Source organism: Proteus sp. PR00208 (genome assembly GCF_016238545.1).
Classification (GTDB): Bacteria; Pseudomonadota; Gammaproteobacteria; order Enterobacterales; family Enterobacteriaceae; genus Proteus.
Genome location: NZ_JAEHQE010000003.1, coordinates 45,180 through 71,637 on the forward strand (window position 1 = coordinate 45,180; position 26,458 = coordinate 71,637).

Below are 26,458 nucleotides of genomic sequence, written 5' to 3' on the forward strand. Positions count from 1 at the left end.
CTTAATTCGCCTCACAGACAGGAAGTGTATCCAACTTCTCTGGTAAAGATTGTATTAGCCAAGCAGTGCGCTTTGATGAGTTAACAACAGCGCGAGGGGTGATCGTCGCGCCCGTGAATTGATCAAAATCGCCACCATCTTTTTTTACTGCCCAGTGCGGATCGTTTTCACTGGAAATGAATCTATTGCTCAATGTCGTGATCCAATCAGAAATACGTGTTTCAATTTTATCCCCTAACCCTGGTGTTTCATTATGAGCAGTAACACGTACACCAAGGACATTCGCTTTAAAGTCGGCGCCCACAAGAAGCTCAATTGCGCCTGAATATCCATCAGGAGCGGTAGATTCTAATGCGGCTGCAACAGGTTTACCGTCTAAACGAGCAACATAAAGCTTATGTGGTTTTGTATTCCCTAATTCAGGTGCCGTGAGTAGATAACAATCTTTAGAGAGATCGTTGTTATACATTGATTGTGGGATCACCTGATCTAATAATTTTTGTTTCTCTAAAGCGACTTGTTCTGCAATGGTGTCTGCGGTTAAGTGATAAACCACCGCAGTTAAGCCTGTCGTACAGGCAGCAAAGATAGCTAATGTTAACCCATGACGTTTTAATATTTCGATCATCATTTTCTCCTTGGATTAATGTCCGTAAACACGAGGGCGTGTATAGCTATCAATCAGCGGTACGGCAATATTGGCAAGCAATACAGAGAAGGCGACTGCATCTGGATATCCGCCATAGACACGGATAATCCAAACTAATAAACCAATCATGCCCGCATAAATTAAACGCCCCTTAGGGGTTGTTGAGGCGCTAACTGGATCAGTCGCAATAAAGAAGGCTCCTAACATTGTTGCACCAGAGAAGAGCTGTAATAACGGTTGTGAATAACGCGTAGGATCAATACCCCAGCTAATAACCGAACATAGTGCTAATACAGAAATCATCGCAACAGGGATATGCCAGCTAATAATGCGTTTATAAAGCAGGATTAATCCGCCAACTAAATAAGCGACATTCACCCATTGCCAGCCAATGCCTGCAAATTCACCTTGTAAAATAGGTGTCGCTAAGACTTCATTAATAGGGTGAGTTAATAAACCCGTTTTAAAGCTATCAAGAGGTGTTGCTTGTGTAATGCCATCGACAGAACGTCTTAAATCTTCAAGCGTTAAGCCAGAAGAGGTATGCCCTGTAAAGAAGATGCTTAAACTATCCATGACATTGTAAGAGACAGCCTGTAATTCAACGGGAGGCATCCAAGATGTCATTTGTACTGGGAATGAGATCAGCAAAACCACATAACCCACCATTGCGGGATTAAATGGATTTTGTCCTAAGCCGCCATAAATATGTTTTGCGATAACAATAGCAACAAAAGTACCTAAAACAATGATCCACCATGGCGCTAAAGGCGGAATACTAATGGCGAGCAATACACCAGTCAACAGCGCTGAATTGTCTTTCAGATAGAGTAAGGGATCTTCTTTTTTGAGCTTTACGCAAAGTGTTTCAGTAACAAGCGCCACGATAATAGCTAGCACAATTTGGTAAATGGTTCCTAAGCCAAAGAAATAGATCTGGCTTAAGATCCCCGGAAGTGCTGCTAATGTTACCCATAGCATAACTTGGCTGGTGGACTGTTGATTATGCGTAAAAGGTGAACTCGCAATTTTTAATTTACTATTGTTATTTTGTATTGGTCTGAATTTCATCTGTGATTAATCCAAGGTAACTTCTTCTTTATTAGCTCGACGTTGTTCGGCTTCTTTTTTTGCTTTTACTCTGGCAATTGCGGCAGCGACAGCGGCTTTGCGCGGATCGACATCTTCCGTTTCAGCACTTTGAGCAGGGGCTTCATCAATTGTTGTTTCCGTTTGAGCTTGTTGAGCCTCTTTTTTGGCTTTTACTCTGGCAATTGCGGCAGCGACAGCGGCTTTGCGCGGATCGACATCTTCCGTTTCAGCACTTTGAACAGGGGCTTCTACGGTTGATATGGCTTCAGTAGCTTGTTGAGCTTTCTTAGCTTTAACACGAGCCAGTGCGGCAGCGACAGCGGCTTTGCGCGGATCGACATCTTCCGTCTCAGCACTTTGAACAGGGGTTTCTACGGTTGATATGGCTTCAGTAGCTTGTTGAGCTTTCTTAGCTTTAACACGAGCCAGTGCGGCAGCGACAGCAGCCTTACGAGGATCAACTTCTTCAGCCTCGATGTTTTCAACTGGGGTTTCTACGGTTGATATGGCTTCAGCAGCTTGTTGAGCTTTCTTAGCTTTAACACGAGCCAATGCGGCAGCGACAGCGGCTTTACGTGGGTCAGCATCTTCGCTCTCACTCGCTGTATTTTCACTTGACGCTTCTAGTGTTTTTTGCTGTGCTAATTTAGCAGCCTGTTTTGCTCTGACTTCTTCTTTACGTTTTTTACGTGCGGCAATAGCGGCTGCATTATCTGGCTCTTCACCTGCTTTAACAGAAATAATTTTGCCGATACTTTGTTTCGCTTTTACGCGAGAAAGTGCGGATTGAACTTCACTGTGCTCTTCATCGTCAAGTTTAACTGCGGCACGTTGATGTCTTGCTTCACGTTCAAGTTTTTCTCGCTCCATACGTATTTTTTTCGCTTCAAAACGTGCTTTGGCTTCAGTCGCGCGTTTTGCTTCCGCATCAATTTCACGTATTTCTGCTTTTTCTTGGCGGTAGTATTGAACTAGTGGAATATTACTTGGGCAAACAAACGCACATGCACCACACTCAATACAATCAAATAAATTATGTTGTTGCGCTTTCTCATGCTCTTTACCTTTACTAAACCAGTAAAGTTGTTGAGGTAATAAACCACTAGGGCAAGCATCAACACAATGGCCACAACGGATACAGGCTTCTTCAAGGTTATCTGTATCCATCTCTTCAGCTGAAGGGATAAGTAGGCAGTTCGTTATCTTAACAACAGGGGCATTTAAGTCTGGTAAGGTAAAGCCCATTAATGGCCCACCCATAATCACCATTTGTTCAGAGCCTGCTACAAAGCCCGCTTGTTTTAATAACGAGTAAATCGGTGTACCTAAACGTGCCCAGAAGTTACCCGGTGTTTTGGCGCCATTACCTGTAACGGTGACGACACGCTCAATTAAAGGTTCATCATCGATAATTGCGCGTTTGATCGCGACAACAGTACCTACGTTTTGCATCAAAACGCCAATGTCAGATGAACGACCTCCCGATGGAACTTCTTTACCCGTTAAGATCTTGGTAAGTTGTTTAGCGCCACCTGATGGGTATTTTGTTGGGATAACACGAATGAAAATACGTTTTTCATCGGGCATCGCGTTTAATGCCTGTTTTAATGCCTCAATGGCTTCAGGCTTGTTATCTTCAATACCAATTAATACTTCATCAGGGGAGAGAAGGTGAATTAATACCTGACATCCAGCAATTACTTCATCAGCGTGTTCTTGCATTAAGCGATCGTCAGCGGTGATATAAGGTTCACATTCTGCTGCATTGATGATCAGTGTTTTAACGAGATCGCCACCACCTTTTAATTTTGATGCCGTTGGGAATCCTGCACCGCCTAATCCTGCAATACCAGCTTCATGAATACGGCTAAGTAATGTTTCTCTGCTTTCTAACTGGTAATTAATGATAGGTGATTTCTCTCTCCATTCATCTTTACCATCAGATTGGATCCTTACTGCAATTTCAGGTAAGCCAGAAGGGTGAGCACTTGGAAAAGGTTCTATTGCCGTAACGGTACCAGAGATAGATGCATGTACAGGTAATGTTCTGCCAACTCCTTTTGTTAAGGGTTGGCCTTTTAATACATGCTCACCTACGCTGACACAAAGTTGACCCGGTACACCTAAGTGCTGATGAATAGGAATAATGACTTCATTAGGTAATTGCGCTATACGCATGGGTGTACGACTTGACTGTAATTTCATTTCAGGAGGATGAATACCGCCTTTAAAATCCCAGATTTTATCTTTTTTAAATAACGAAAAGAGATTAAACATGAGCGCTATCCTCCGTCTTTAATGACGGTTCATCTTCAGGTGTTTCTTCAGGCTCTGCTGGAATGTTTTTAACAGGGATTGTGTTTAAATCCCATTTCCAGTTCGAGGTTGTGACTTTGACAGGAATCAAGGTTATACAATCAGTAGGGCAAGGAGGAACACATAAGTCACAGCCCGTACATAAGTCTTCAATAACGGTGTGCATAGCTCGTGTTGCGCCCACAATGGCATCAACAGGGCATGCTTGAATACACTTAGTACATCCTATGCAGTTATCTTCATCGATTAAGGCGACTTTTCTAATTGGATTTAATGCTTCTTCGTCACCATCAAGCGGTTGAGGATCAACACCCATCAACTCAGCGATTTTTAACATCACTTGTTCGCCACCCGGCGCACAACGGTTAATCATTTCACCATTGTTTGCGACTGCATCGGCATAAGGACGACAACCAGGATGACCACATTGTCCGCATTGGCTTTGTGGTAATATCGCGTCAATTTTTTCGACAATAGGATCTTCTTCCACTTTAAAACGACGTGCGGAATAGCCCAAAATTAGCCCAAAGATAAGACCTAGCGCACCCAGTACGCCAATTGCTATCCATAAAGAATTCATTACAGTTTCACCAAACCACTAAAACCCATAAAGGCAAGAGACATTAAACCTGCGGTAATTAAACCGATTGAAGCACCTTTAAATGGCGCGGGTACATTGGCGACCGCTAATCGTTCTCTAATGGCGGCAAATAATACCATTACAAGAGAGAAACCGACGGCTGCACCAAAACCATAAACGGCAGATTGCATAAAGGTGTGGGCTTGATTGATATTTAATAACGCAACACCTAAGACGGCACAGTTTGTGGTAATTAAAGGTAAGAAGATCCCTAACAAACGATAGAGTGTCGGGCTTGTTTTTCTTACGACCATTTCAGTGAATTGTACAACTACTGCAATAACTAAGATAAAGCTCAGTGTGCGTAAATAAAGTAAGTCCAAAGGGACTAAAATAAAATTATCCATCAGCCAAGAACTAATCGAGGCGAGCGTCATAACAAAGGTCGTCGCAAATCCCATACCAATCGCGGTTTCTAATTTTTTTGATACACCCATAAATGGGCATAAACCTAGGAATTTGACGAGTACAAAGTTATTCACCAATACGGTGCCGACGAATAGAAGCAAGTAATCAGTCATTGTTATGCCAAAATTGTTAAACAGAGAAACAAAAAGCCTCCAGAAATAAAGAGGCTAAACAAGCGTATATAATATCAAGGGTAAAGGTGTGAAGTTATCGAAGTTGTGTGAAAGTTTCACGAACACGCTTAGCATACTTGATATAAGGCACAAAACAGACTGTCGAGAAGACCGACCATAGAAGGGATTTTAACGCTGTTTGATCGTCAACAGGAGCAAAACCAAAGCTTTTAATGGCTAAGAGTAAGTTAATCAATAACCACAAAATAAATAGTCGTGGAAAATTTTGAGCGCGATAAAAAAATTGTCTTAACAGATATAACGTAAAGGCAAACATCACCCATGTTGTTAATGCAGAAAGATACCAACTAGAGATCAAATGAAAAGGAAGCTGGTGGAGGATCGAAAAATCTGAAAAATATTTAATAACATAGAGAACTGACATCAATCCAGAGCCAATAATCGACAAAATCATATACGCCAATGGCGCAAGCAACCATCCTGTAATCGGCGCTTTGCCTGAATGGTTATTCGAGGTGTTTGCTTTGAGATCAAATTTCATTAATTATTCCTACCTGTGTGTACAGAACTAAACGAGATATTATCACAAACTTTGTTATTATTTATTTAGCTACAAAAGTGAAAGTGATTTTTGTTAATAAAAAAACATATAAAAATAGGATAGGGTGATGACAATTAAACTCAATGTTGGAATTATCGGATATGGCTATGCAAGTAAAACCTTTCATGCTCCGCTAATAACAACAACCGAAGGCTTAAATCTTAGTGCAATTTCAAGCTCTGATGAAAATAAAGTTAAACAAGATTTTCCTCACATTACGGTTTATGCAGATCCTCAAGCACTTATTAATGATCCCTCAATAGACTTAATCATTATTCCAACGCCAAATAATACTCACTATTCACTGGCTTCACAGGCTCTGGCAAAAGGTAAACATGTTATTGTTGATAAACCGTTTACACTGACACTGGAAGAAGCTGAAAAATTAACTCAGCAAGCAACAGATGCTGGTAAACTTCTTTCCGTCTTTCATAATCGTCGTTGGGATTCAGGCTTTTTAACCGTTAAAAAGCTTTTAGCTGATAAAACACTCGGTGAAGTTAGTGCATACGAAGCGCATTTTGATCGTTTTCGCCCAACTGTACGTCAACGTTGGCGAGAAGATGCCGGAATTGGAGGCGGGCTTTGGTACGATCTCGCTCCTCATGTTCTTGACCAAGCGATTTGTCTATTTGGTGAACCTAAAGCGATTACTGCTGATATTGCTCAGTTACGCCCTAATGCAAAAAATGCTGATTACTTTCATGCATTACTAGAATATGAAAATCTTAGAGTTGTTCTTCATGCTTCTATGTTAGTTGCGTCTCCAACACCTATTTTTGCTATTCATGGGACAAAAGGAAGTTATGTTAAGTATGGTTTAGATACCCAAGAAGATGCCTTAAAAGCAGGTTATCTTCCTAACCAAACATATAATTGGGGAATGGATAATAGTGATGGTGAATTAACAACATTGTCAGATTCTGGAGAGTTAGAGACAACAACACTGGCAACACTCTCTGGTGATTACCCCGCTTATTACCAACAAATTTATCGTGCAATTACATTGGGTGAAGAAAACCCTGTTACGCCAATACAAGCAACAGCCATTATGCGTTTGATTGAAGCTGGCGAAATTTCTAATCGTTTAAAACAAACTATTACGCTGTAAGCCAAAGGGAGCGCTAAATCTAATGTCTTGGTGGCAAAAATTAAAACTCGATCCTTTTCTCATGATAATGATTTGTGTGGTGACGCTAGCAACGCTACTACCCGCACAAGGTGATATTAAAGTCTTGTTCCAATATCTTACGACCGGTGCGATAGCATTGCTGTTCTTCTTGCATGGTGCGAAGCTTTCTAGAGAGGCGATATTAGCAGGACTTGGACATTGGCGTTTACATCTTACTGTATTTACCAGTACCTTTATTCTTTTCCCTATTTTGGGGCTCGGATTACAAGTTATTGTGCCCGAATGGATGTCACCCACTGTCTATATGGGTTTTTTATATCTTTGTGCGTTACCAGCGACGGTTCAATCTGCCATTGCCTTTACTTCTGTGGCAGGGGGAAATGTCGCAGCTGCTATTTGTAGTGCATCTGCATCTAGTATTCTGGGTGTTTTTCTTTCACCCGTATTAGTCGGTTTTTTAATGCAAACGCAAGGCTCTGCGAATGATTTTGATACTGCTGGGGCGATTCAATCGATCTTACTGCAATTGATGGTGCCTTTTATTATTGGTCACTTATCACGCCCTTTAATTGGTCGTTGGGTTGATAAGCATAAGAAATTAGTTAATAGAACGGATCGTTCTTCTATTTTGCTGGTGGTTTATGTGGCGTTTAGTGAGGCGGTTGTTGAAGGGATCTGGCATAAAATTGACGGTTGGTCACTATTAACGATTGCAGGAGTGAGTTGTATTCTGTTAGCGATTGTTATTTTTGTGAACGTGTACAGTGCAAGATTGCTTGGTTTTAATAAAGAAGATGAAATCACTATTGTTTTTTGTGGATCTAAAAAGAGCTTAGCAAATGGTGTGCCTATGGCGAATGTGTTATTTCCAGCAGCAACTGTTGGGGTAATGTTATTGCCATTAATGATATTCCATCAGATCCAATTAATGGTTTGTGCTGTGTTAGCGCAGCGCTATGCTAATCAAGGTAAAAGAGCAGAGAAAAAATAATGAATTTAAGCTGGTGGATACAATAACGTTAAGTGAATATTGATTATTGGGTTCATTAGGAAAAACGGCATCGATTTAACAATTAATCGGTGCTTTTTTATTTATTGAGCTTTTTCTTTATTCTCTTTTTTGTCTGATAGCGATTGATATTTTGATTTAAACGGAAGGGCTAAACCCAGTGTAAAAAAGACTAAAAATACAAGCCCCATATTTAAATAGTCAGATTTATTATTTTTCACATCAACCTTTAATTCACAATCGATGGGTTCTAACTGATCGTTGATATTATATTTGCCTTGGTAAAGTTCATTAAGCATTGTCTGTGCTTGCTCAAATTCTTTATAGTTGACGAGTAATTTTACCCCCCCAGTCGCTTGAGCATACACTTGGTTATTCCAAACAATATTTTCATCTAAAAGGATCGCATCAATGCCTTCTGATTGAAGAAAACCTGCTTCAATAGAAGCATCAATTGGTGATAGATATTGTGCTAATAATTTATATTGACCTCTTGTCGGATGAATATTCCACATAGCTTTTCCTTAATGATTAATAGCCCCTTGAAAATTAATTCTAGCCTAAGAGCCATTAATCATTCCATCCATTTTCAATAAATATAAAAAACCACCTGATAAACAGGTGGTTTTAATCAAAAAGCGATCAAATATTAACGTGAGCTTACTTTCTTAATTAATGCGTCACGTTCTGCTTGGCTAATAAATGCCATTCTTAAGCCATTAATCTGTGTTTGGCGGATTTGCTCTGGCGTTAATCCAGCAGCAGGCGCCGCAACGGTATATTCGTGTTTTAGCTCAATACCCTCAACCGCAGGATCATCGGTATTAAGAGAGGCAATAATGCCATGCTCTAAAAATGTTTTTAAAGGATGCTCTGCTAACGAATTGATAGTACTAGTTTGAATATTTGACGTTAAGCAAGACTCAATACCAATTTGATGCTCGGCAAGGTAATCCATTAAGCGTGGATCTTCAATCGCTTTAACACCATGACCAATACGACTTGCACCCAATTCTTTAATGGCATGCCAGATACTTTCTGCACCCGCCGCTTCACCAGCATGAACCGTAATATTCCAGCCAGTATCACGAGCACGATTAAAATGAGGTTGGAATAAATGACCAGGAAAACCTAATTCATCACCGGCTAAATCAAGCGCTGTAATTTTATCTTGATGTTTTAGTAAGCCATTTAATTCTTGTTGGCAGGCGTTTTCACCAAAGGTACGGCTTAAAATACCGATTAAACGAATATCTACATCGTGTGATTGTCGTGCGCTTTGTACACCATCAACAATGGCTTCCACGACACCTTCAACCGGTAATTGATGTTTCATTGCCATATAATAAGGTGAGAATCGCAGCTCAGCGTAATCGATACCAGCATTAACCACATCTACTACGTTTTCATAAGCAACACGATGACATGCGTCTAAATCAGCTAAAACCGCCACACCCCAATCTAATTTTTGTAAAAAGCTAACAAGGCTTGGCTCATTTTTTGTAATTTGTACATGAGGGCGCAATGCTTCTAATTCATAAGCTGGTAGCGCAATATTATGTTGTTTTGCTAACTCTAAAATAGTTTGAGGGCGGATATTACCATCTAAATGGCGATGTAAATCGGTTAAAGGCAACTGTGTGTCAATCACGCGTTATTTTCCTTTTAATAGAAATAATGAAAATCTATCGTTTATAGTGATTTTCTTATAATCGGGTAAATATAAATGAGTTGCAGATAATTATGACTGATTTTTATTTTATTCACTAATAAATAAACTTAAATTGGCTATTTTTAAAACTGAAAATGCAGTTTTTTCTCAATTTTAAGTTAAAAAATAAAAAATGGTAAAAAGACGTGTTTATTTATTAGCTACAATATTCAATGTAATTGACGTGTATTATCAGGTTAATTGATACATTAAAAATTAAGTTTAAAAATATTTATCATTATAATTGAAATGTCTTATCAGTTATTTTGATAGGTTTGAAAGGGGGAATGAGTAAAAAAATAACTGAAATATCATTTTGTTATGGTTTGCTTTAATAGGTGGCTTGTTTGTCACGGGTTAAAGCAATTGAATAAAGAATGAAAAGATTATTTTTATAAAAATAACAAAGTTTGTTTTTTCTTGAATTTATATAAATAAAATAGAACTAAAAAATAAAATATCTCTTTTATTAAATAAGGGGTAAAGAATAGGGAATTAACGCCATAATAGATTGCTGTTAAATAAATATATTCAACTGAATGTAATTATTTCCACAATGATTTTTTAATAGAAACCTAATTATTTTAAATTAAGGCATATAATATGAATGAGAATTCTGATTTTAGTTTTGAAAAGAAAAATGATAATATACAACACCAATTAATGTCCAAAATACTTCCGCCTTCATCCGCAAATAATCTTAGTTATGGCTCACAAGTCGTTACGGGTGATGGCACGATTGCGTTAGATTTAGTTGTCGTGATTGATACCAGTGGTTCTATGTCTGATGAGTCGTCAGATTTAAGTAAAGATATTGATATTGCAATACAAAAAGCACTGGAAAATTGCCCATCAAAACTTCGGGTGACTTTTTTAGGTATTGAAGGTACATGGGATGATACTAAATTTGATCAATCAGCTAGTGACTATTTAAAAGCGCTAGGCGTACCTGAAAGTCGCTTACAGGCAAGAAAGCCTTTTAAAGAGGCTGATGGGCGTGATCATGCGGGTAATAAAGAAGATTTATGTCGTGCAGTGATTGATTTAAGTAAGCATTTTGATTGGCGTGATGGTGCTCGTCGTGCTGTTTTTGTTTTGGGTGATGAAGGTATGGAAGGTGGCGGAGGTATATTGACCAACGCGGCAAAGATAAAAAATGACGAAGCGATTGCTGTTGCCCAACAAGAAAAAGTCAAAGTATATACCTACCAAGGAACGCCAGACGATAGTGCAACGAACCTCGATCGTTTCCCAAGTGTGGCTGATAGAGATCGCGTAACAAAAGAGTATATACGTTTAGCGGAGCAAACAGGGGGGCGCTCGTATATTTACACCACAGGCATTGCGAATTTCTCTTTAGTATTACAAGAAATTCTCTGTGATAGTTTGACACTACCGAACATTCCTAAGCCGAATGAAAAAACATCTAGCTGTAGTCAGGTCTGCGCACAATTCACGTCTATTATGTCAACAGTAAATACGCTTGCTGGAATAGTTAATAAAGCCATTGATTCTTGTTGCAAAGAGGAATGGAACAATCACCATATTCTGGTTAGAGATCGCGATTGTTAATTAAAATACGATGCTAAAAAAACACCCCATTATGTTATTCACAAATGGGGTGTTTATTTATTTTTTACCAGATTATTGTTTTAACCGATGATTATTTTAACAACGTACCGTTCTAACAAAAAGTTAATTATTGAGCTTGTGCTGGTTGCTCAGGAATTAAGATTTCTTGTTCTTCGATAATAGCTGGATCTTCAGTGATTTCTTCTTGATAACCTTCTTCTGAATAATCAGAATCATCGTAATCATAAGATGATGCGCCCATACCGAATAACATTGCTGCTAAACCTAACATTTGAGGAGCTTGGGTCACTTCCATAAATTCATCAAAAGTATAAGTTTTACCATTCATGGTAAATTTATCAGCAGCATAGTTCAGTTTCATGTTTAATGCGTTACCATCTTGAGCCAGTAACATCAGTGGTAATGCATCTTTCTCGTCTTGAGAAATTTGGTTGATATTTTGCTGTAGCTCAGTTTTTAACTGTTCAATATCAGCCGCTGTTGTTGCTTCGATCTCTTTTTTATCTTCATCTGTTAATGCGGTTTCTTGGTAACGAGCCGCATCAAGATATTGAGTGGTGTTACGGAATTCAGCTAACATTGGAAGAGATAAATCAACATTGAAATCAATGTTTTTAAACAGATAGTTAAATAACTCTGCTGGTGATTTCTCTTGGCTTTCTAATACTTTAACGTTAAAAGCATTTAAGTCTAAGTTAAAGGCTAACTTACTTGCACCGCTTTTATTTGTTAAAGAGGCTTCATCGATACGGAAAACTAAGCCTTTTTCCAGAACATCACGAACGGCTTGTTCAACCATTTCTGAACTATCGAAATGATTTTTATTCCACGGTAACAATGAGTTGTTATAAACTTTGGTTAATAACAACATAGCATCTGGATCAGCTTTATCAATTGAATAGCCAAATTTACCTGCACCAAATTCGAATCCTGCAACATTTAGTGACTTAAAGTAATAAGTTTGAGAGATGTTAAAGAGCTTATCTTTGATATCACTTTTGGTTGTCAGAGAAAAATCTTTCAGCGAGAAATCAGACGCTTTGTCTTTACTGGTATGTGCAATTTCAGCAAAACTTAATAACTGCTCATTAAATAAGTATTGATCGTTATTAACTTTTGTTCCTGCAACAGAACCCGCGATATTTTTAATTGTGAAAGTTTCTTCACCTTCTTTAGTCACAACAACTTGGTCACCTTTAACTTTGGTTGTGAAGTTTGTTGCATCTTTATCTGATGAGAATTCAACCGTTAGAGGCGTCGTTTTAACGGTGTCACCATTTTCAGTAAAATCGATAGGATTTAGTTTCGCTTCACCTGAAACTCCACCATCGAATGCTAAAGAAGTATGGATATCAAAAATAGATTTCTCTTTAGTCAGTTTGAATAATTCTTTCGTTGTATCATTGTTGACTAACGTATTATTCATTGCTGCTAATTTGGGTGCTAAATTAAACTTAGCCAGATCAGAAAGAGGGAATGGACCATGATCAATATCGGTAGTGAAGATAACTTCTTCTACTTTTTTCTCTTGGTCTGCATCACTAGCATCTTTTGAAATCACGACAGCAAAGTCTGCATTAGAGGTAAAAACCCCTTTCTTATAGTCACGAATTTCAAGTTTAACATCAGCGCCAAATTGTGCATTTTTAGCAAGTTGCGCTAATTGGACATTAGCTAGTTTCGTTTCTTCCTGTAAGCGACTTTCAATTTTGCTGCCCATGTACCACGACGCACCAGTCCAAACAACACCCAGTGCGACGATAACACCAACAGCGACAAGCGATTTCTTCATAATTCTAGTCCATCCTCTGTGTACATCCGGCGATGTACGTTATAAAGGCTGTTTTGTAACCCTTAAACAACCCGATAAATTGGTGATAAATTTTACTAAATTTAAATATAGATAATCCACATGTGTACATCGCCATCTATATTAACCGTAAATATAGATTTAGTGGAATAAAATCGCAATCAGAACTTACTTAGTTACTTGCTAACATAATGAGTTTAAAGCAAAATGAATATGATTTATAAGGTAAATAAAATAAGCATTAAAAACATCTTTTTTTACTCTTTTTTCAATTTAGACAATATTTAATTGTGATGTAATTCTATTTATGATGAATAATAAAGGCTCATAATAAGTACGGATATAAATATGAAAGCTTAAATAATAATGTTGGCAATGAAATAAGGTCGCCAACCGTATTTTTCTAAAAAATCAACAGATTTCATTCTGTTATAAATTTCATAAGCTCGCTTTAGCTCTCATATTTATTATTCTGTTTATGGCATGATACTGGTATCCGAGTTATTTACTAGAAAGTGATTCGGAATTAATCAATTATTCTGTGTACTTAAGGAGATTGAAATGGCAGCCACTCGCATTGAAAAAGACTCAATGGGGCAAATCGAAGTACCTGCTGACCAGTTATGGGGAGCTCAAACGCAGCGTTCTCTTGAACACTTCCGTATTTCAGTTGAAAAAATGCCTGTTGCACTTATCCATGCGCTTGCTATCACGAAGAAAGCAGCCGCTGGTGTTAACATGGATTTAGGTTTATTACCAAAAGAGCGCGCTGATGCAATTATCGCCGCAGCAGATGAAGTGCTTGCAGGTAAACACCCAACTGAATTCCCATTAGCAATCTGGCAGACCGGTTCTGGCACTCAATCAAACATGAATATGAATGAAGTGTTAGCTAACCGTGGTAGTGAGATACTTGGTGGTATCCGTGGCATGGAACGCAAAATCCATCCGAATGATGATGTTAACAAAAGTCAAAGTTCAAATGATGTGTTCCCAACTGCCATGCATGTCGCTGCTGTTATTGCATTACGTCAGGATTTACTGCCAGAATTAAAATCACTGCTGAAAGTATTCAAAGAGAAAGCAGAAGCTTTCCATGATATCGTTAAAATTGGTCGTACTCACCTGCAAGATGCGACACCACTGACATTAGGTCAAGAGATCTCTGGTTGGGCTGCTATGCTTGAGCACAGCATCAAACATATCAATGATTCCGTTCCTCATGTTTGTGAATTAGCGCTCGGTGGTACAGCAGTGGGTACGGGGTTAAATACCCATCCAGAATATGCTGTTCGCGTTGCTAAGCGTATCGCTGAATTATCTGGCCAGCCTTTTGTAACGGCTCCTAATAAATTTGAAGCATTAGCAACTTGTGATGCATTAGTTCATTCACACGGTGCATTGAAAGGTTTAGCTGCATCATTAATGAAGATTGCTAACGACGTGCGTTGGTTAGCTTCTGGCCCTCGTTGTGGTATTGGCGAAATCGCTATCCCTGAAAACGAACCAGGTAGTTCAATCATGCCAGGTAAAGTTAACCCAACACAATGTGAAGCATTAACAATGTTATGTGCTCAAGTTATGGGTAATGACGTTGCTATTAATATTGGTGGCGCATCAGGTAACTTTGAACTGAACGTTTATCGCCCAATGATCATTGATAACTTCTTACAATCAGTCCGTTTATTGGCTGATGGTATGCGTAGTTTCAATGAGCACTGTGCAATTGGTATTGAGCCAAACCGTGAACGTATTAATAAACTACTGCATGAATCATTGATGCTAGTTACTGCGTTAAATACTCATATCGGTTACGATAAAGCCGCTGAAATTGCTAAGAAAGCGCATAAAGAAGGCTTAACGCTAAAAGAATCTGCATTGAAACTGAACTATCTGACATCGGAAGAATTCGATAGCTGGGTACGTCCAGAAGATATGGTTGGTAGCATGAAAAAATAAGTGTTAGATACACTTATTTAACCGATATTAAATCCCGCTATAATGGCGGGATTTTTAGATCTTATAGGAAAAATAATGACTGAAGAAATTACGTTTACTGCGACAGAAGTTAATTGCTATGTCGAAGATGATGTCACCATTATCGGAATAGGGGATGATGCTGTTTCTCCTGATCATTTCATTATTCTTTCAAGATTTGATGAAGAAGATGAAGATATAGATAACTCAATTGGTTTAATGACCCATTTATCTGATATTGAAGCCATTAATACGCTCGAAAAAATTACCCTTGATCGAAAAAATATAATCCTTGCATTAAAAAACAATGTGGTGATAACAATCCATTTAGATATTGAAGACAATCATTTTGTTCAGCTTAATGATTATCTTCAGCAAATCCTTCAAGGAAGCTCAATTAAACTTATTGAAAAATAAGATATTCTCTATTTTTCAATATACAAATGCATTCTTGGAATAATTAATTGCAGCTTTTTAGCTTTAGGGCGATGGCGAATTTGAATGTTATCGGCATCATAATCAGGAAGTTCGCCTATAACGGGTTTAAAGTCGCTCTCTTTATCAATATAGAAAGCTAATAAAGGCAAAGGACACGCATATTGCACTTGTTTTTGAAGTTCTGAATACCAAACCCGCGCAATAGGTTGCACTTTGACAGGACGCTTTATTTTTAATTTTGTATTTTCAGGTAATTGAGAAAGAGTGATGATCTCTTTATCCAGACGTTCAGCCCATTGTTCACTGGTATAAGGGGGGACTGCACGATTGGCTTCGCGACTTTTCTCTAATTGAGTCAAAACATCGTTACGCGTTAAATTCTTAATAATATTCTTATTCGCCCAACCAAAACGCACTGTATCTGGATCAGACAATAGGGTGAGGGTACGATAAGCATTGAGCGTAATTAAGCCTTTTAGTTGATTATGGACGAAATCAAAACGCTCTTCCTTCGATATACCAGACTCTTTAGTAACAATATCGGAAAGCTGTTTTTTTAATAAATTAATTTGCTCAACTTGTTTTTTTACAGACTTAAATGTTTGATTATCTGTACTAAAGCAAAGCACTCCGGGTAAACGAATAGCGCGCTTACTACTAATGTGCGGTGCATTGTCATAAATAAAAAGATTCGCCATTAGCTTTAAAGTGAGATCTCTAGCTTCCTCATTATAGCAAGGTGACACCGTAACGCGAACAACATCATCATGTTCCTCTTCTTTACTCACTTCAGGTAATTCAAATACTGCTGATGGTAATAAAGTTAAATTTTTCAACACATCAGTTAGTTTTTTAATTTCAATTTCTAATTGCTGAAAACAGAGATTGAATTGCTCAATTAAATCATATCGATTCATCTTAACATCCTTATTTAGTTACAACATACAACTAGCCTTTGTTTAAAACAATACATTAGCTTCAGTGAAAAGTACATCGCCTAACAGCGATAAATTTCAAAAACACGATATACTGTTTATTTATACAGTATATCGTGAAAAGGGCATATTGGGATGATATTTTTCCTAAAAAGGGATTATTTGATGGTTTTTAAATCAAAGTTAGTTTGTTTTTCATTCGACTGTATTAACGTTCCATCAATAACATTGCAATCTGGTTTTGTTGGTGGGCACCGTTCTGTAAATGCATTTGTAATAGATGTAAAAAAGAGAAATAGCAGGGTAATAGATAGTTTTATAATAGCCATAATCGTAATCCCTTCTTAAAGAATAAGTTTATACCTTAAGAAGGGAGTGCAAAATCGACAACATTAAACCGCGTTAACCTGCTTTTGCACTTTGTTAATTATCAATAAATTACTGGGCAACTTTGTTTAAGTGTAATGCTATTAATAAGGCTGTTAACATTAAAAGGGCAATAAATAACCCTACACCAAGCCAGCCAAAACTCACCCAGAATAATCCGCCCACTGTGCCTGCAAGGCTAGATCCCGCATAGTAAGTAAAAAGATAAAGTGAAGAGGCTTGGGCTCTTCCTCGTTTAGCGCGACGACCAACCCAACTACTTGCGACTGCATGTGCAGCAAAGAAACCTGTCGTTAAGATAAGCATCCCAATAAAGATAACGGGCAGTGATTCAATCAAAGTAATCAATATGCCAATTAACATCATTGAAATTCCAGCAATAAAGACTTTGCCTAAACCGTATTTAGTGGTTAATAAGCCAGCTTTGGATGCGCTATAAGTACCACTTAAATAGACGATAGAAATCAGACCCACAGTAGTTTGACTTAATGAATAGGGTGCGTCTAATAAACGATAGCCGATATAGTTAAATAAAGTAACAAAACCACCCATTAATAAACCACCTTCAATAAATAACAAAGGCAGCCCTTTATCTCTAAAATGCAATTTAGTCGTTATAAGAAGATTGCGAGGTTTTAATGCTGTCGGCCTAAAGTGCTGTGAAGCTGGTAATATCTTCCAGAAAGTAATTGCAGCAAAAAGGGCAAAAATACCGAGAATAACAACGGATAAACGCCAAGAATAATAATCACTTAGTACCCCTGTAATAACGCGCCCGCTCATTCCTCCAATAGAGTTTCCGCTAATATATAAACCCATTGATAATGCGAGATAAGCAGGGTGAATTTCTTCACTTAAATACGTCATTGCTACTGCTGCAACGCCACTTAATGAAAGTCCAACTAAAGCTCGCGTAATTAAAATACCTGTCCAGCTATTCATTGTCGCACTTAATAATGTAAAAAATGCGGCGCAAAACAGTGCGATAACCATGACATTCTTACGACCAAAGGCGTCTGAAAGTGGGCCAGTGATTAATAATCCACATGCCATTAAAGCGGTTGAAAGTGAGAGAGCTAAACTACTGGTTGCTGGGCTGACGGAAAATTCGTTAGATAACACCGGTAATATGGGTTGCACAAAATAGAGTAAGGCGAATGTCGCTAAACCGACCATAAAAAATGACACTGTCACTTTTATATACAGTGCATCATCACGTTGAATATAGTGTTTAGGGTTAGATTGGTGTTGAGCAGGCTTTTCTATACTTGGTGTATTGTCTGAAATATCAGTGCCTAAGCTCATACTTTTACTGTCTATTTCGTGAGTATCCATATTGATTAAACTTCCATTACTTAAATTTGATTTATGTCAATGTTAGAAATATTTGATTTTTTTGTCTAATATATTAATCATTAGAAATAAGACTTTTAAAGTATCAATGGCGACATGAGAGAAATATGAATATTGAACTTAGACATTTACGTTACTTTATTGCTGTTGCAGAAGAGCTTCACTTTGGTAAAGCAGCAGAAAGATTGAATATTTCTCAACCTCCTTTAAGCCAACAAATACAAGCACTTGAAGGTGAAATAGGCGCTAGACTTTTAGAGCGAACAAACCGTTCTGTTTCGTTAACACCCGCAGGACAAATGTTTTTAAAAGAGTCGTATCAAATTATGGCGCAGGTCAACGCAGCCGCAACGCGCGCCGCTAGAATGGAAAAAGGTGAATTAGGTGAAATTTCAATTGGTTTTACCTCAACAACGCCTTTTATGCATTTAGTCACCTTGAGTTTGCGACAGTTTAGAGAAAACTATCCAGAAGTCGGTATTCATATGCATCAAATGAATACAAAACAACAGATATCGCCGTTACTAACGGGGCGTATTGATCTAGGGATCATGCGAAACACAACATTACCCGAAAATTTGCACCACCAGCTATTGTTTCGTGAGCCTTTTATATTAGCGGTTTATGAAGGGCATCCACTGCTTGCTTACAAAGAAACGGGGGTCAATATTCAAGATATTGGGCAATATCCTTTTGTTTTCTTTGAGAGAGATGTTGGTACGGCACTTTATGATGAGATTATTCAGTTACTTAGTCTGTCAGGAATTACGCCAACTATTGCACAAGAAGCGGGTGAAGCCATGACAATTTTAGGGCTAGTTGCAGCAGGACTTGGTATTTCTATTGTGACAAAATCATTTACGCGAATGAAAGTTGATGGAGTGCACTATCTACACTTTGCAAATTCTCAAGCGTTCTCTGAAGTTTGGTTAGTTTCACATAATAAACGAACTATTCCTGCTGCGGCGAATCGATTAACGCAATTGCTGTTAAAAAATATCTTAGATCACCAAAAATCTTGATTTATCTGTGTTTTTGATCACGCTTTTTATGTAAGTATTGTACAATTATTACAAATTGACGACATAATCGGTAATGAATTATTTGGAGCCTCGAATTAATTATGGCTCTTTAATTAAGGATGCATTCAATGGGGAACCAACCTAGCCACATCGATCACGTAAAACAATTTAATCTTGGCACAGTCTTTCGCTTGATTGATGAACATGGTCCCATTTCTCGTATTTCATTGTCGAAAAAGGCAGAGCTTGCGCCAGCAAGTATTACTAAGATCACGCGAGAATTAGTTGAAGCGCATCTTATTCATGAAACGGAATTCCCAGATGTGGGATTTCGAGGCAGGCCTGCTGTCGGATTAAAATTAGAAAGTCAAGGCTGGCAATTTCTCTGTATTCGCGTCAATAAAGGCAGCTTACTTTTTAGTTTAAGAGAATTAGATAGCAAACTGGTTACTGAAGATACATTCGATTTCCCCAAGGAATACAGCGATGATTTTCTTAATCATTTTTTAGTTGCAATTGATAAATTCTTCGAGCGTTATCAATCTCATGTTGAAAGATTGACGGCAATTAGCATTACAATGAATGCCATTGTTGATCCTATTAGTGGCGTTATTTATAGCTCACCTTATTATGATATTAAAGACATTCCACTTGCCGATAAAATCCATGAAAAAACAGGTGTTTCTGTATTTTTACAACATAGCGTAACTGCATGGACAATGGCCGAATCTTTATATGGTGCGGCAAAAAACAATTCAGACGTTCTGCAAATTGTTATCGATGACATTGTTGGTGCTGGCGTAATAAACAATGGAAAAACATTACATTCTAACAGCCATAGCGCCGTCGAAATTGGACATACTAAAGTTATCGATTCTCAAAATAGCTGTTATTGCGGGGCAAAAGGGTGTTTAGAAACAGAAATTGCTATTCCTCAATTAATTAAGAAAGCCCAATTATTAGCTCAAGAAGATCCCACTTCGTTGCTAAACAAATATCCTATAACTGTGGAGACATTGTGTGATGCGATATTAGTTGGCGATAAACCTGCGCTTGAAATTGTAAATTTAGTCGCTCAGCGATTAGGTTTTATTTTGGCTGTTATGATCAATATCTTTAATCCGCAAAAAATATTAATTGGTTCGCCGCTATGTCGCGCTAAATCAGTGCTCTTTCCTTTGATGCTGAATCATATTCAAGATCACGTCATGCCTCGTTATGCAAAGTCACTCATTATTGAAGAAACAGAGTTAAGAAATAAAGGCACATTGCCAGCTGCATCTTTAGTGAAAGAAGCGCTGTACAACGGTTCTTTGTTAATTGAATTGATGCAAGGCTAAATTAAGCCAAATAAAACGTAACAAAACTGTTTTGTATGCGTAAATGCGTCAATTGATCATTAACGAATTCTCTATTTTTGAGCAATTAACTAAAAAATTGAGCTACCTCAAGCCACCAGAAACAGTGTTACCCTAAACTCTAATCTCTGTCATTTTTTATGAACCTGATTTATCTGTCATAACGGAAGTAAATTATATGTTAACACGCTTTTTTGTTACGGGGACAGATACCAACGTGGGTAAAACTGTTGTAACCCGAGCACTTCTTCAGTCATTAAATCGTGGCGGGTCAACGGCAGTAGGTTATAAGCCTATTGCAACAGAATTACATGAAACGGCTGATGGTGAACGTAATCGTGACGCTATGATTATTCATAATTCATCACCAGTTGAAGTTCGCTACGACGAAATTAATCCTATTTTGCTTGATAATTGTTATGTTAGCGAAAATGAAATCGATTTTAATAAAATTTCAAATGAGCTCGACAATTTAAGTAAAAAAGCAGAGTGTGTTGTTATCGAAGGTAATGGTGGTTGGCGTTATCTGCTTGATGATAATACTTTTTATTCTGATTGGGTGGTGAAAGAACAAATCCCAGTTGTTTTGGTTGTTGGTATTCAACCAGGCTGTGTCAATCACTCAATATTAACAGCGCAATCTATTATCAATGATGGTTTGAAATTAGTAGGTTGGGTTGCGAACAGAATAAATCCAGGATTACCTTATTACGCGAAAATAGTGGAAAGGCTGTCTCAGCATATTCCTGCACCGCTGATTGGTGAAATCCCGTATTTGTTACGTCCTGAAGAACGTGATCTCTCTTGTTACCTCGATTTAAGTCAGTTGGAAATCGCTGTACCTGCTTAAGAGAGAATATAAATAAGTAACGAAGTGGATTGCTATCTGTTTTTAAACGATACCAAACTTGTTACTTTTAAATGCCTGATGAGTAAATTCATTGGGTGTTTTTGTTTTTTCTGATTTAGTCGCAAACATACTAATGATAAAAATAGCACATAAAATTAAGACTAAATAAGATAGAGCGGATCAGATAAATCAGAAGAGTAGTCATTGATAAACAGTGGAAAGGAAAAGGGCGCTAACATTGCGCCCTTTTTTAACACAAGATTTTATCAACTTATAGATTAATGACGAGTATAGATGATTTTCTTGCTGTCATTTTCGCAAGTTCCAACAACTTTACCTTCTGTTTGTGCAACTTGGTCGTTTTCAACGACAGTTAAAGTAAAGTTAGCGGCTGGCACACCATTATTAACGATTTTTTGTTGAATAGACTCAACGACTTCATCACAACCCGCATTCGCGGCTAAAGGTGCAAATGCAACCAGTGTGGCCATTACTGCAAATACATATTTTTTCATTTCAATCACTCCTTGTTTTACAAAGCAAAACATCACTGTTTTACACGATTTTCTTATGGGTTAACAGGGCGACCCGTATTACTGTCTAAACAACGACGAGTTTCAGGCTCCCAATAAGCGTAGACGTTTGCACTTTTCAGACAAGCATCCCGCTCATCAATGGCTTTATCTACTTTATTAAATTCAATTTTTTCTCGCTGATTGACTTGGGTACGTAGCTCACGCTTTTGATCCCAATCCTCTTTCATTTGTCGAGCTTGTTCTTTATCTAAGACATTATCATAGCCATCACCATTAATGGTTACATTAGTGGAAGCGGCAACAGAAGAAAAAGAAGACACTGATAAACCAAGAAATAAGGAGAACACCATTGTTCTGATAACTTGTTTCTTAGTGAGTGTGTTGATCATGGTTGCTATCCTCTAAAGTTATGTCGCTATTACTGTCAATGACTATTATATCTTAATAATTATAGCTGATGCTTTAATAAAATATGAGTTTTCAGTGCGTTTAGCTCTGACGATGAACACTTAAGCCTGCAAATGATTGGCTAACAGGCATCATTTCTAGGGTATTGATATTTACATGAGCAGGTAATGTTGCTGTCCAATATACCGCTTCTGCCACATCTTCAGGTGTTAACGCATTTGCATTAGCATAAGTTTGCTCAACTTTATTACTATCACCTTTAAAACGAACTAATGAAAACTCTGTACCACCAACAAGTCCTGGTTCAATATCGGTCACACGAACTTTTTTACCTTGGAGATCAGCACGTAATCCTAAACTAAATTGTTTAACAAATGCTTTAGTGGCGCCATAAACATTACCGCCCATATAAGGCCAAGAAGCTGCTGTTGAGCTGATATTAATAACATGACCTTTGTTTCTTTCTACCATAAAAGGAAGAATAGCGCGGGTGACATGAACCAGACCTTTATTATTTGTCTCGATCATCGTATCCCAGTCATCAAGGTTGGCTTTATCGGCGGTATTTAAACCTAGGGCTAATCCTGCATTATTGACTAACACATCAATTTCGCGCCATTTTTCAGGTAATTGAGTGTAAATCTCACTGACTGCTTTTTTATCTGTCACATCTAACTGTAATGGATAAAATTGTTCACCTAGCTCTTTATGCAAGTTATTCAGTTTATCCAAACGACGGGCTGTACCAATAACTTTGTGTCCGTGGCTGATAAAATGACGAGCAATGGCTTCACCAAAACCAGCAGAAGCACCCGTGATAAAAATAATCATTTAATTACCCTCGATAGTTATAATAATTGAAAGTAAAAGGCTATCACTAGAAAGAGTCAAGTTTAAAAGTAGGGTTTGTGATAAATCAGGCTAAAAACAAGATCCTTTTCTTATATGAAAGATTTTTATCTTTAATAATAAGTAAGATTTTTGTTTTCAACTGTAAGATAAGAGGGATTAGATATAACAATTAACAATGCTGAGACTGGGCTTATTGAGCAATAAACCCAGCCTAGCTGAATAAGACAATATCAGTTATTTTTTACCAACTTGATGACCAATAACGCCACCTAAGACGCCACCACCAATAGTACCCAATGCGCTACCATCAGTTAAAATAGCACCACCGATAGCACCTGCACCGGCTCCAATTGCTGTATTACGGTCGCGTTTTGTCATGCTAGAACAACCCGCAAGTGAAAAAAGCAGAACAGAAGCGACACACAGTGTTCCAACCTTTTTTAACGTGATATTCATTTTTATAAACTCCGAAATAAAGGGCAATATAAAGATATCGTTATCGTATTTACACGAGCATCAGAATATTCGGGAACATAAGGGGAGAAAACTCTTAAAGTGAGTCATAATTCATAACTTATATTTTAAATGCGCTTTATCAAAATAATTTTTATTATCTATATTATTATTCTATGTTCAGAAGAAAAGCATCAATGCACTATGTCATTTATATGAGTTAAGATAACAGCATGATATTAATGAATAAATTTAAGATACTCTCTTCACAATTTGCATCGGGCTATTTTGGTGTAGTACTGGGGATGATAGGTACGGGTATGGCATGGCGCTATGCGGCTAAAGAGCATAACTATCCAGCTTATATTGGTGAAATATTTATTAGTGTGGGTTGTTTGGTTTGGCTAACACTGACGTTATTTCTATTGGGCAAATGGTTATTTCATCGACACGCTATTCTTGATGAAGTTAAACATCCCGTTGCCAGTGGATTTACCAGTTTATTTCCCGCAACAACAGTTTTAGTATCGATAGGTTTAAGTCCTTATTCACCGTTATTTTCTCTTGTATTATTTAGCCTCGGTGCGATTGCTCAGTTAGCGTATTCCAGTTGGCTGATTGGTTATCAATGGAAGGGTGAATATCCTAAAATGGCAACCACACCTGCATTATATTTACCGACAGTGGCGAATAACTTTATCTGTGCTATGGCATGTGGTGCATTTGGATTTAATGATTTGGGTATTTTATTTTTTGGCGCTGGCGTATTTTCTTGGTTAAGTTTAGAACCTGCTATTTTAAACAGAATACGTAGTGAAGGGTTAATGGATGAGAAGTCACGGCTCTCATTTGGTATTCAATTAGCTCCTGCTTTAGTTGCCTGTAGTGCATATTTGGCTATCAATGATAATCATATCGACTTCTTCGCTAAAATGTTATTAGGCTATGGCCTATTACAACTTTTATTTATGGTGAGATTAATCCCTTGGTTTGTTAAACAGTCATTTTCATTACCATTTTGGAGTTTTTCCTTTGGTGTCTCTGCGTTAGCAAAAGCATCATTAAATATGAGTATGGCATCTAATAGCCGTTTTATGCAGTTATTATCAACGGCACTATTTATCTTTGCTAATTTAATTATCTTACTACTGATTTGGCATTCATTATTATGGGTTTTTAGAGAGCTAAAAAAATTATGTTGTCCATCTAAAGTATTTTAATAACCATAGAAAAAGAGAGCCTAAACAAGATCCTTTAGGCTCTTTTTATTTTAAGTCGAAAGATAATTCAATAAAATATTAAAATACTTTAATAGGTAGAATTAAATTCTAATTGGTTTTCTACTTAAAATAGCCACGGTATTACCGATAAACATGGCTGAGTAATATAAAGGAACATAAATCAAACCTAAAGCAACCATCATAATACCAATCGATAACATTAATGCGACAGTGCTATCTGGTGATGTTAACTCTAAAAATCCTTTATCTAATCCAGTTAGAAATACCTTTTCTTGTAACCTTGCATATAACCATGATGCACCAACAAGAACGGCACCGAACCAAAAACTTAGCCAACATAATGCCGAAGTAAAAGACATCATATTATTTTTCATGATTTATTTTCCTTGTCAAATATAAAGCACACAATGAGTTATGATATTTTTTATAAAGATAAGCTCTTAGATTATATCGATAAATAAAAATAGATAAATACATATATGGGTAAGATGGCTAAATTAATATATAAAGAGTGCAAAGTTATTAATTGATTATTTGCTTATGATTTTTTATTACATACATCCACACATAAAGAAATATCGCGAATAATAATCACCTTTGAGGATAATTAGAGATGATTATTAAATAAGGCATCTATTAAATAAGGCATCTAAACGTTGATCATCCTGTTTTGAAAAGCGAAGAAGTTCCCAATTATTCACTAACAGCGATGAAAAGAAAACTCATTAACTTTGTTTTCTATACTTTTTAATTTGATAGACAAAATATCCTATTGCTAACGGTATGACCAATGGAATTAACACCATTATATATAATACACCGCCGCCTTTGGCTCCTCCGCCATTAATATACTCATCGAAAATGTGCTTTGAAAAATAATGAAGAAATATGTCGTCGCTGCATTTTTTAGCGAATGGAAGTAAGGGGATACAGATACAGCTATATGCCGTCTTTAAGTCCATTTCAGCCATATAAGGAAAAATTAAAGTATTAGTGCATTCTCACCCCATTGGTTATTAAGTCAAGAGAGGTATCTCATCAATAAGGTGAATCGATTCGCTTAACTTTGTTTCATTTGATATAAGTCAACAGGGTATGCTTCCTGTGTGGAAAGGTGATTGCAAAAGTAATCATTAAAACACATATGATTTGACAGATATATGTTGCAAGTGTAATTTAGCTAATCTAAAGAGAGGAGCAAATATGGAACCATTGCAATTATTTAAGGTATTAAGTGATCAAACAAGGCTAGATATTGTGTTGCTACTTAAAGCATCTGGCGAGTTGTGTGTTTGTGACATCTATACAGCCCTAAACTTATCCCAGCCGAAGACTTCTCGCCACCTAGCTATGTTGCGGGAAAGTGGGATATTGCTTGATTCTAAACATGGAAAATGGGTTCATTATCGTTTATCTCCCACATTATTACCGTGGGTGAAAAATATTATTGAAATCACCTACGCGACAGAGAAAAATAAAATAGCAGATTTGCTTAGAACTATTGAAAAGAAAGGAGCGGTTAGTTGCTGCTCTGAATAAAATTTTTTAATTTT

Annotated in this window: 27 protein-coding genes; 10 read left to right on the forward strand and 17 right to left on the reverse strand. The window is 37.4% G+C overall.

Translation table 11 applies throughout. From position 1 onward, the window contains the following. Position 1: 1 nt before the first annotated feature. The 6 genes from rsxG to JEP36_RS03765 all read right to left on the reverse strand — a co-directional run bounded on the left by rsxG (position 2) and on the right by JEP36_RS03765 (position 5,780). Positions 2–628 (reverse strand): electron transport complex subunit RsxG, encoded by a 627-nt coding sequence (gene rsxG / locus JEP36_RS03740; RefSeq protein ID WP_109372350.1) that lies wholly within the window; start codon positions 626–628, stop codon positions 2–4. 15 nt (positions 629–643) lie between these two features. Continuing rightward, complete coding sequence (gene rsxD, locus JEP36_RS03745) at positions 644–1,720, reverse strand: electron transport complex subunit RsxD (protein WP_196533221.1); 1,077 nt, start codon at positions 1,718–1,720, stop codon at positions 644–646. 6 nt (positions 1,721–1,726) lie between these two features. Then, positions 1,727–4,018 (reverse strand): electron transport complex subunit RsxC, encoded by a 2,292-nt coding sequence (rsxC, locus tag JEP36_RS03750; RefSeq protein WP_198629887.1) that lies wholly within the window; start codon positions 4,016–4,018, stop codon positions 1,727–1,729. Continuing rightward, positions 4,011–4,637, reverse strand: a complete 627-nt coding sequence (gene rsxB / locus JEP36_RS03755) for an electron transport complex subunit RsxB (protein WP_198629888.1) — start codon at positions 4,635–4,637, stop codon at positions 4,011–4,013. Before rsxB ends, rsxC begins: the two co-directional genes overlap by 8 nt. Beyond that, complete coding sequence (gene rsxA, locus JEP36_RS03760; RefSeq protein WP_006536930.1) at positions 4,637–5,218, reverse strand: electron transport complex subunit RsxA; 582 nt, start codon at positions 5,216–5,218, stop codon at positions 4,637–4,639. Before rsxA ends, rsxB begins: the two co-directional genes overlap by 1 nt. 94 nt (positions 5,219–5,312) lie before the next feature. Continuing rightward, complete coding sequence (locus tag JEP36_RS03765; protein ID WP_196533218.1) at positions 5,313–5,780, reverse strand: DUF2569 domain-containing protein; 468 nt, start codon at positions 5,778–5,780, stop codon at positions 5,313–5,315. A 127-nt stretch (positions 5,781–5,907) separates the two neighbouring features. Between JEP36_RS03765 and JEP36_RS03770 the strand changes: the two genes are divergently transcribed. Together JEP36_RS03770 and JEP36_RS03775 are read left to right on the forward strand one after the other, a co-directional pair. After that, positions 5,908–6,951, forward strand: a complete 1,044-nt coding sequence (locus JEP36_RS03770) for an oxidoreductase (RefSeq protein ID WP_198629889.1) — start codon at positions 5,908–5,910, stop codon at positions 6,949–6,951. A 22-nt stretch (positions 6,952–6,973) separates the two neighbouring features. Beyond that, positions 6,974–7,963 (forward strand): bile acid:sodium symporter family protein, encoded by a 990-nt coding sequence (locus tag JEP36_RS03775; protein WP_198619550.1) that lies wholly within the window; start codon positions 6,974–6,976, stop codon positions 7,961–7,963. Positions 7,964–8,064: 101 nt separating this feature from the next. On the opposite strand, the gene JEP36_RS03780 is transcribed toward JEP36_RS03775, so the two are convergent. Together JEP36_RS03780 and add are read right to left on the reverse strand one after the other, a co-directional pair. Next, entirely contained in the window at positions 8,065–8,496 is a 432-nt protein-coding gene (locus JEP36_RS03780) for a hypothetical protein (RefSeq protein WP_198619549.1), read from the reverse strand. Positions 8,497–8,630: 134 nt separating this feature from the next. Beyond that, the gene (gene add, locus JEP36_RS03785) at positions 8,631–9,632 is read right to left on the reverse strand and encodes an adenosine deaminase (protein WP_198619548.1); all 1,002 of its coding nucleotides are present in this window, start codon (positions 9,630–9,632) and stop codon (positions 8,631–8,633) included. 663 nt (positions 9,633–10,295) lie between these two features. On the opposite strand from add, the gene JEP36_RS03790 reads away from it, so the two are divergent. Continuing rightward, the gene (locus JEP36_RS03790) at positions 10,296–11,264 is read left to right on the forward strand and encodes a VWA domain-containing protein (protein WP_198629890.1); all 969 of its coding nucleotides are present in this window, start codon (positions 10,296–10,298) and stop codon (positions 11,262–11,264) included. Positions 11,265–11,391: 127 nt separating this feature from the next. Here the strand turns inward: JEP36_RS03790 and JEP36_RS03795 are convergent, their stop codons facing one another. After that, positions 11,392–13,077 (reverse strand): YdgA family protein, encoded by a 1,686-nt coding sequence (locus JEP36_RS03795; RefSeq protein ID WP_198619546.1) that lies wholly within the window; start codon positions 13,075–13,077, stop codon positions 11,392–11,394. Positions 13,078–13,656: 579 nt separating this feature from the next. Between JEP36_RS03795 and fumC the strand changes: the two genes are divergently transcribed. Further along, complete coding sequence (gene fumC / locus JEP36_RS03800; RefSeq protein WP_198619545.1) at positions 13,657–15,054, forward strand: class II fumarate hydratase; 1,398 nt, start codon at positions 13,657–13,659, stop codon at positions 15,052–15,054. Positions 15,055–15,129: 75 nt separating this feature from the next. Then, on the forward strand, positions 15,130–15,489 hold the full coding sequence (locus tag JEP36_RS03805) for a hypothetical protein (protein WP_109374004.1): 360 nt from the start codon (positions 15,130–15,132) through the stop codon (positions 15,487–15,489). 8 nt (positions 15,490–15,497) lie between these two features. On the opposite strand, the gene tus is transcribed toward JEP36_RS03805, so the two are convergent. From tus to JEP36_RS03820, 3 genes are all read right to left on the reverse strand, one after another. After that, the gene (gene tus, locus JEP36_RS03810; RefSeq protein ID WP_198629891.1) at positions 15,498–16,427 is read right to left on the reverse strand and encodes a DNA replication terminus site-binding protein; all 930 of its coding nucleotides are present in this window, start codon (positions 16,425–16,427) and stop codon (positions 15,498–15,500) included. Positions 16,428–16,603: 176 nt separating this feature from the next. Further along, positions 16,604–16,774 (reverse strand): hypothetical protein, encoded by a 171-nt coding sequence (locus JEP36_RS03815; RefSeq protein ID WP_198619543.1) that lies wholly within the window; start codon positions 16,772–16,774, stop codon positions 16,604–16,606. Positions 16,775–16,883: 109 nt separating this feature from the next. After that, on the reverse strand, positions 16,884–18,167 hold the full coding sequence (locus JEP36_RS03820) for an MFS transporter (protein ID WP_198625601.1): 1,284 nt from the start codon (positions 18,165–18,167) through the stop codon (positions 16,884–16,886). 125 nt (positions 18,168–18,292) lie between these two features. On the opposite strand from JEP36_RS03820, the gene JEP36_RS03825 reads away from it, so the two are divergent. The 3 genes from JEP36_RS03825 (at position 18,293) to bioD (ending at position 21,415) form a co-directional block, all read left to right on the forward strand. Beyond that, the gene (locus tag JEP36_RS03825; RefSeq protein ID WP_198619541.1) at positions 18,293–19,207 is read left to right on the forward strand and encodes a LysR family transcriptional regulator; all 915 of its coding nucleotides are present in this window, start codon (positions 18,293–18,295) and stop codon (positions 19,205–19,207) included. Between the two features lie 128 nt (positions 19,208–19,335). Next, entirely contained in the window at positions 19,336–20,547 is a 1,212-nt protein-coding gene (gene mlc, locus JEP36_RS03830) for a sugar metabolism global transcriptional regulator Mlc (protein ID WP_409339348.1), read from the forward strand. 196 nt (positions 20,548–20,743) lie between these two features. After that, positions 20,744–21,415 carry a dethiobiotin synthase gene (bioD, locus tag JEP36_RS03835; protein ID WP_072068031.1) on the forward strand — a complete coding sequence of 224 codons (672 nt, stop codon included), beginning with the start codon at positions 20,744–20,746 and terminating at the stop codon, positions 21,413–21,415. A 278-nt stretch (positions 21,416–21,693) separates the two neighbouring features. On the opposite strand, the gene JEP36_RS03840 is transcribed toward bioD, so the two are convergent. From JEP36_RS03840 to osmB, 4 genes are all read right to left on the reverse strand, one after another. Continuing rightward, positions 21,694–21,930 (reverse strand): DUF1161 domain-containing protein, encoded by a 237-nt coding sequence (locus tag JEP36_RS03840; RefSeq protein ID WP_099075341.1) that lies wholly within the window; start codon positions 21,928–21,930, stop codon positions 21,694–21,696. Positions 21,931–21,983: 53 nt separating this feature from the next. Next, positions 21,984–22,340: a DUF1283 family protein gene (locus JEP36_RS03845; protein WP_088495660.1), complete on the reverse strand. Its 357-nt coding sequence runs from the start codon at positions 22,338–22,340 to the stop codon at positions 21,984–21,986. 100 nt (positions 22,341–22,440) lie between these two features. After that, entirely contained in the window at positions 22,441–23,190 is a 750-nt protein-coding gene (gene ydfG / locus JEP36_RS03850; protein WP_109374010.1) for a bifunctional NADP-dependent 3-hydroxy acid dehydrogenase/3-hydroxypropionate dehydrogenase YdfG, read from the reverse strand. Positions 23,191–23,445: 255 nt separating this feature from the next. Beyond that, a complete protein-coding gene (gene osmB, locus JEP36_RS03855) occupies positions 23,446–23,667 on the reverse strand; it encodes an osmotically-inducible lipoprotein OsmB (protein ID WP_109374011.1) in 222 nt (73 codons plus the stop codon). Positions 23,668–23,906: 239 nt separating this feature from the next. On the opposite strand from osmB, the gene tehA reads away from it, so the two are divergent. Further along, a complete protein-coding gene (tehA, locus tag JEP36_RS03860) occupies positions 23,907–24,884 on the forward strand; it encodes a dicarboxylate transporter/tellurite-resistance protein TehA (protein WP_232805405.1) in 978 nt (325 codons plus the stop codon). Between the two features lie 101 nt (positions 24,885–24,985). Here the strand turns inward: tehA and JEP36_RS03865 are convergent, their stop codons facing one another. After that, positions 24,986–25,279, reverse strand: a complete 294-nt coding sequence (locus JEP36_RS03865) for a hypothetical protein (RefSeq protein WP_109374013.1) — start codon at positions 25,277–25,279, stop codon at positions 24,986–24,988. An 829-nt stretch (positions 25,280–26,108) separates the two neighbouring features. On the opposite strand from JEP36_RS03865, the gene JEP36_RS03870 reads away from it, so the two are divergent. Continuing rightward, positions 26,109–26,444: a metalloregulator ArsR/SmtB family transcription factor gene (locus tag JEP36_RS03870; RefSeq protein WP_109374015.1), complete on the forward strand. Its 336-nt coding sequence runs from the start codon at positions 26,109–26,111 to the stop codon at positions 26,442–26,444. Positions 26,445–26,458: the final 14 nt, after the last annotated feature.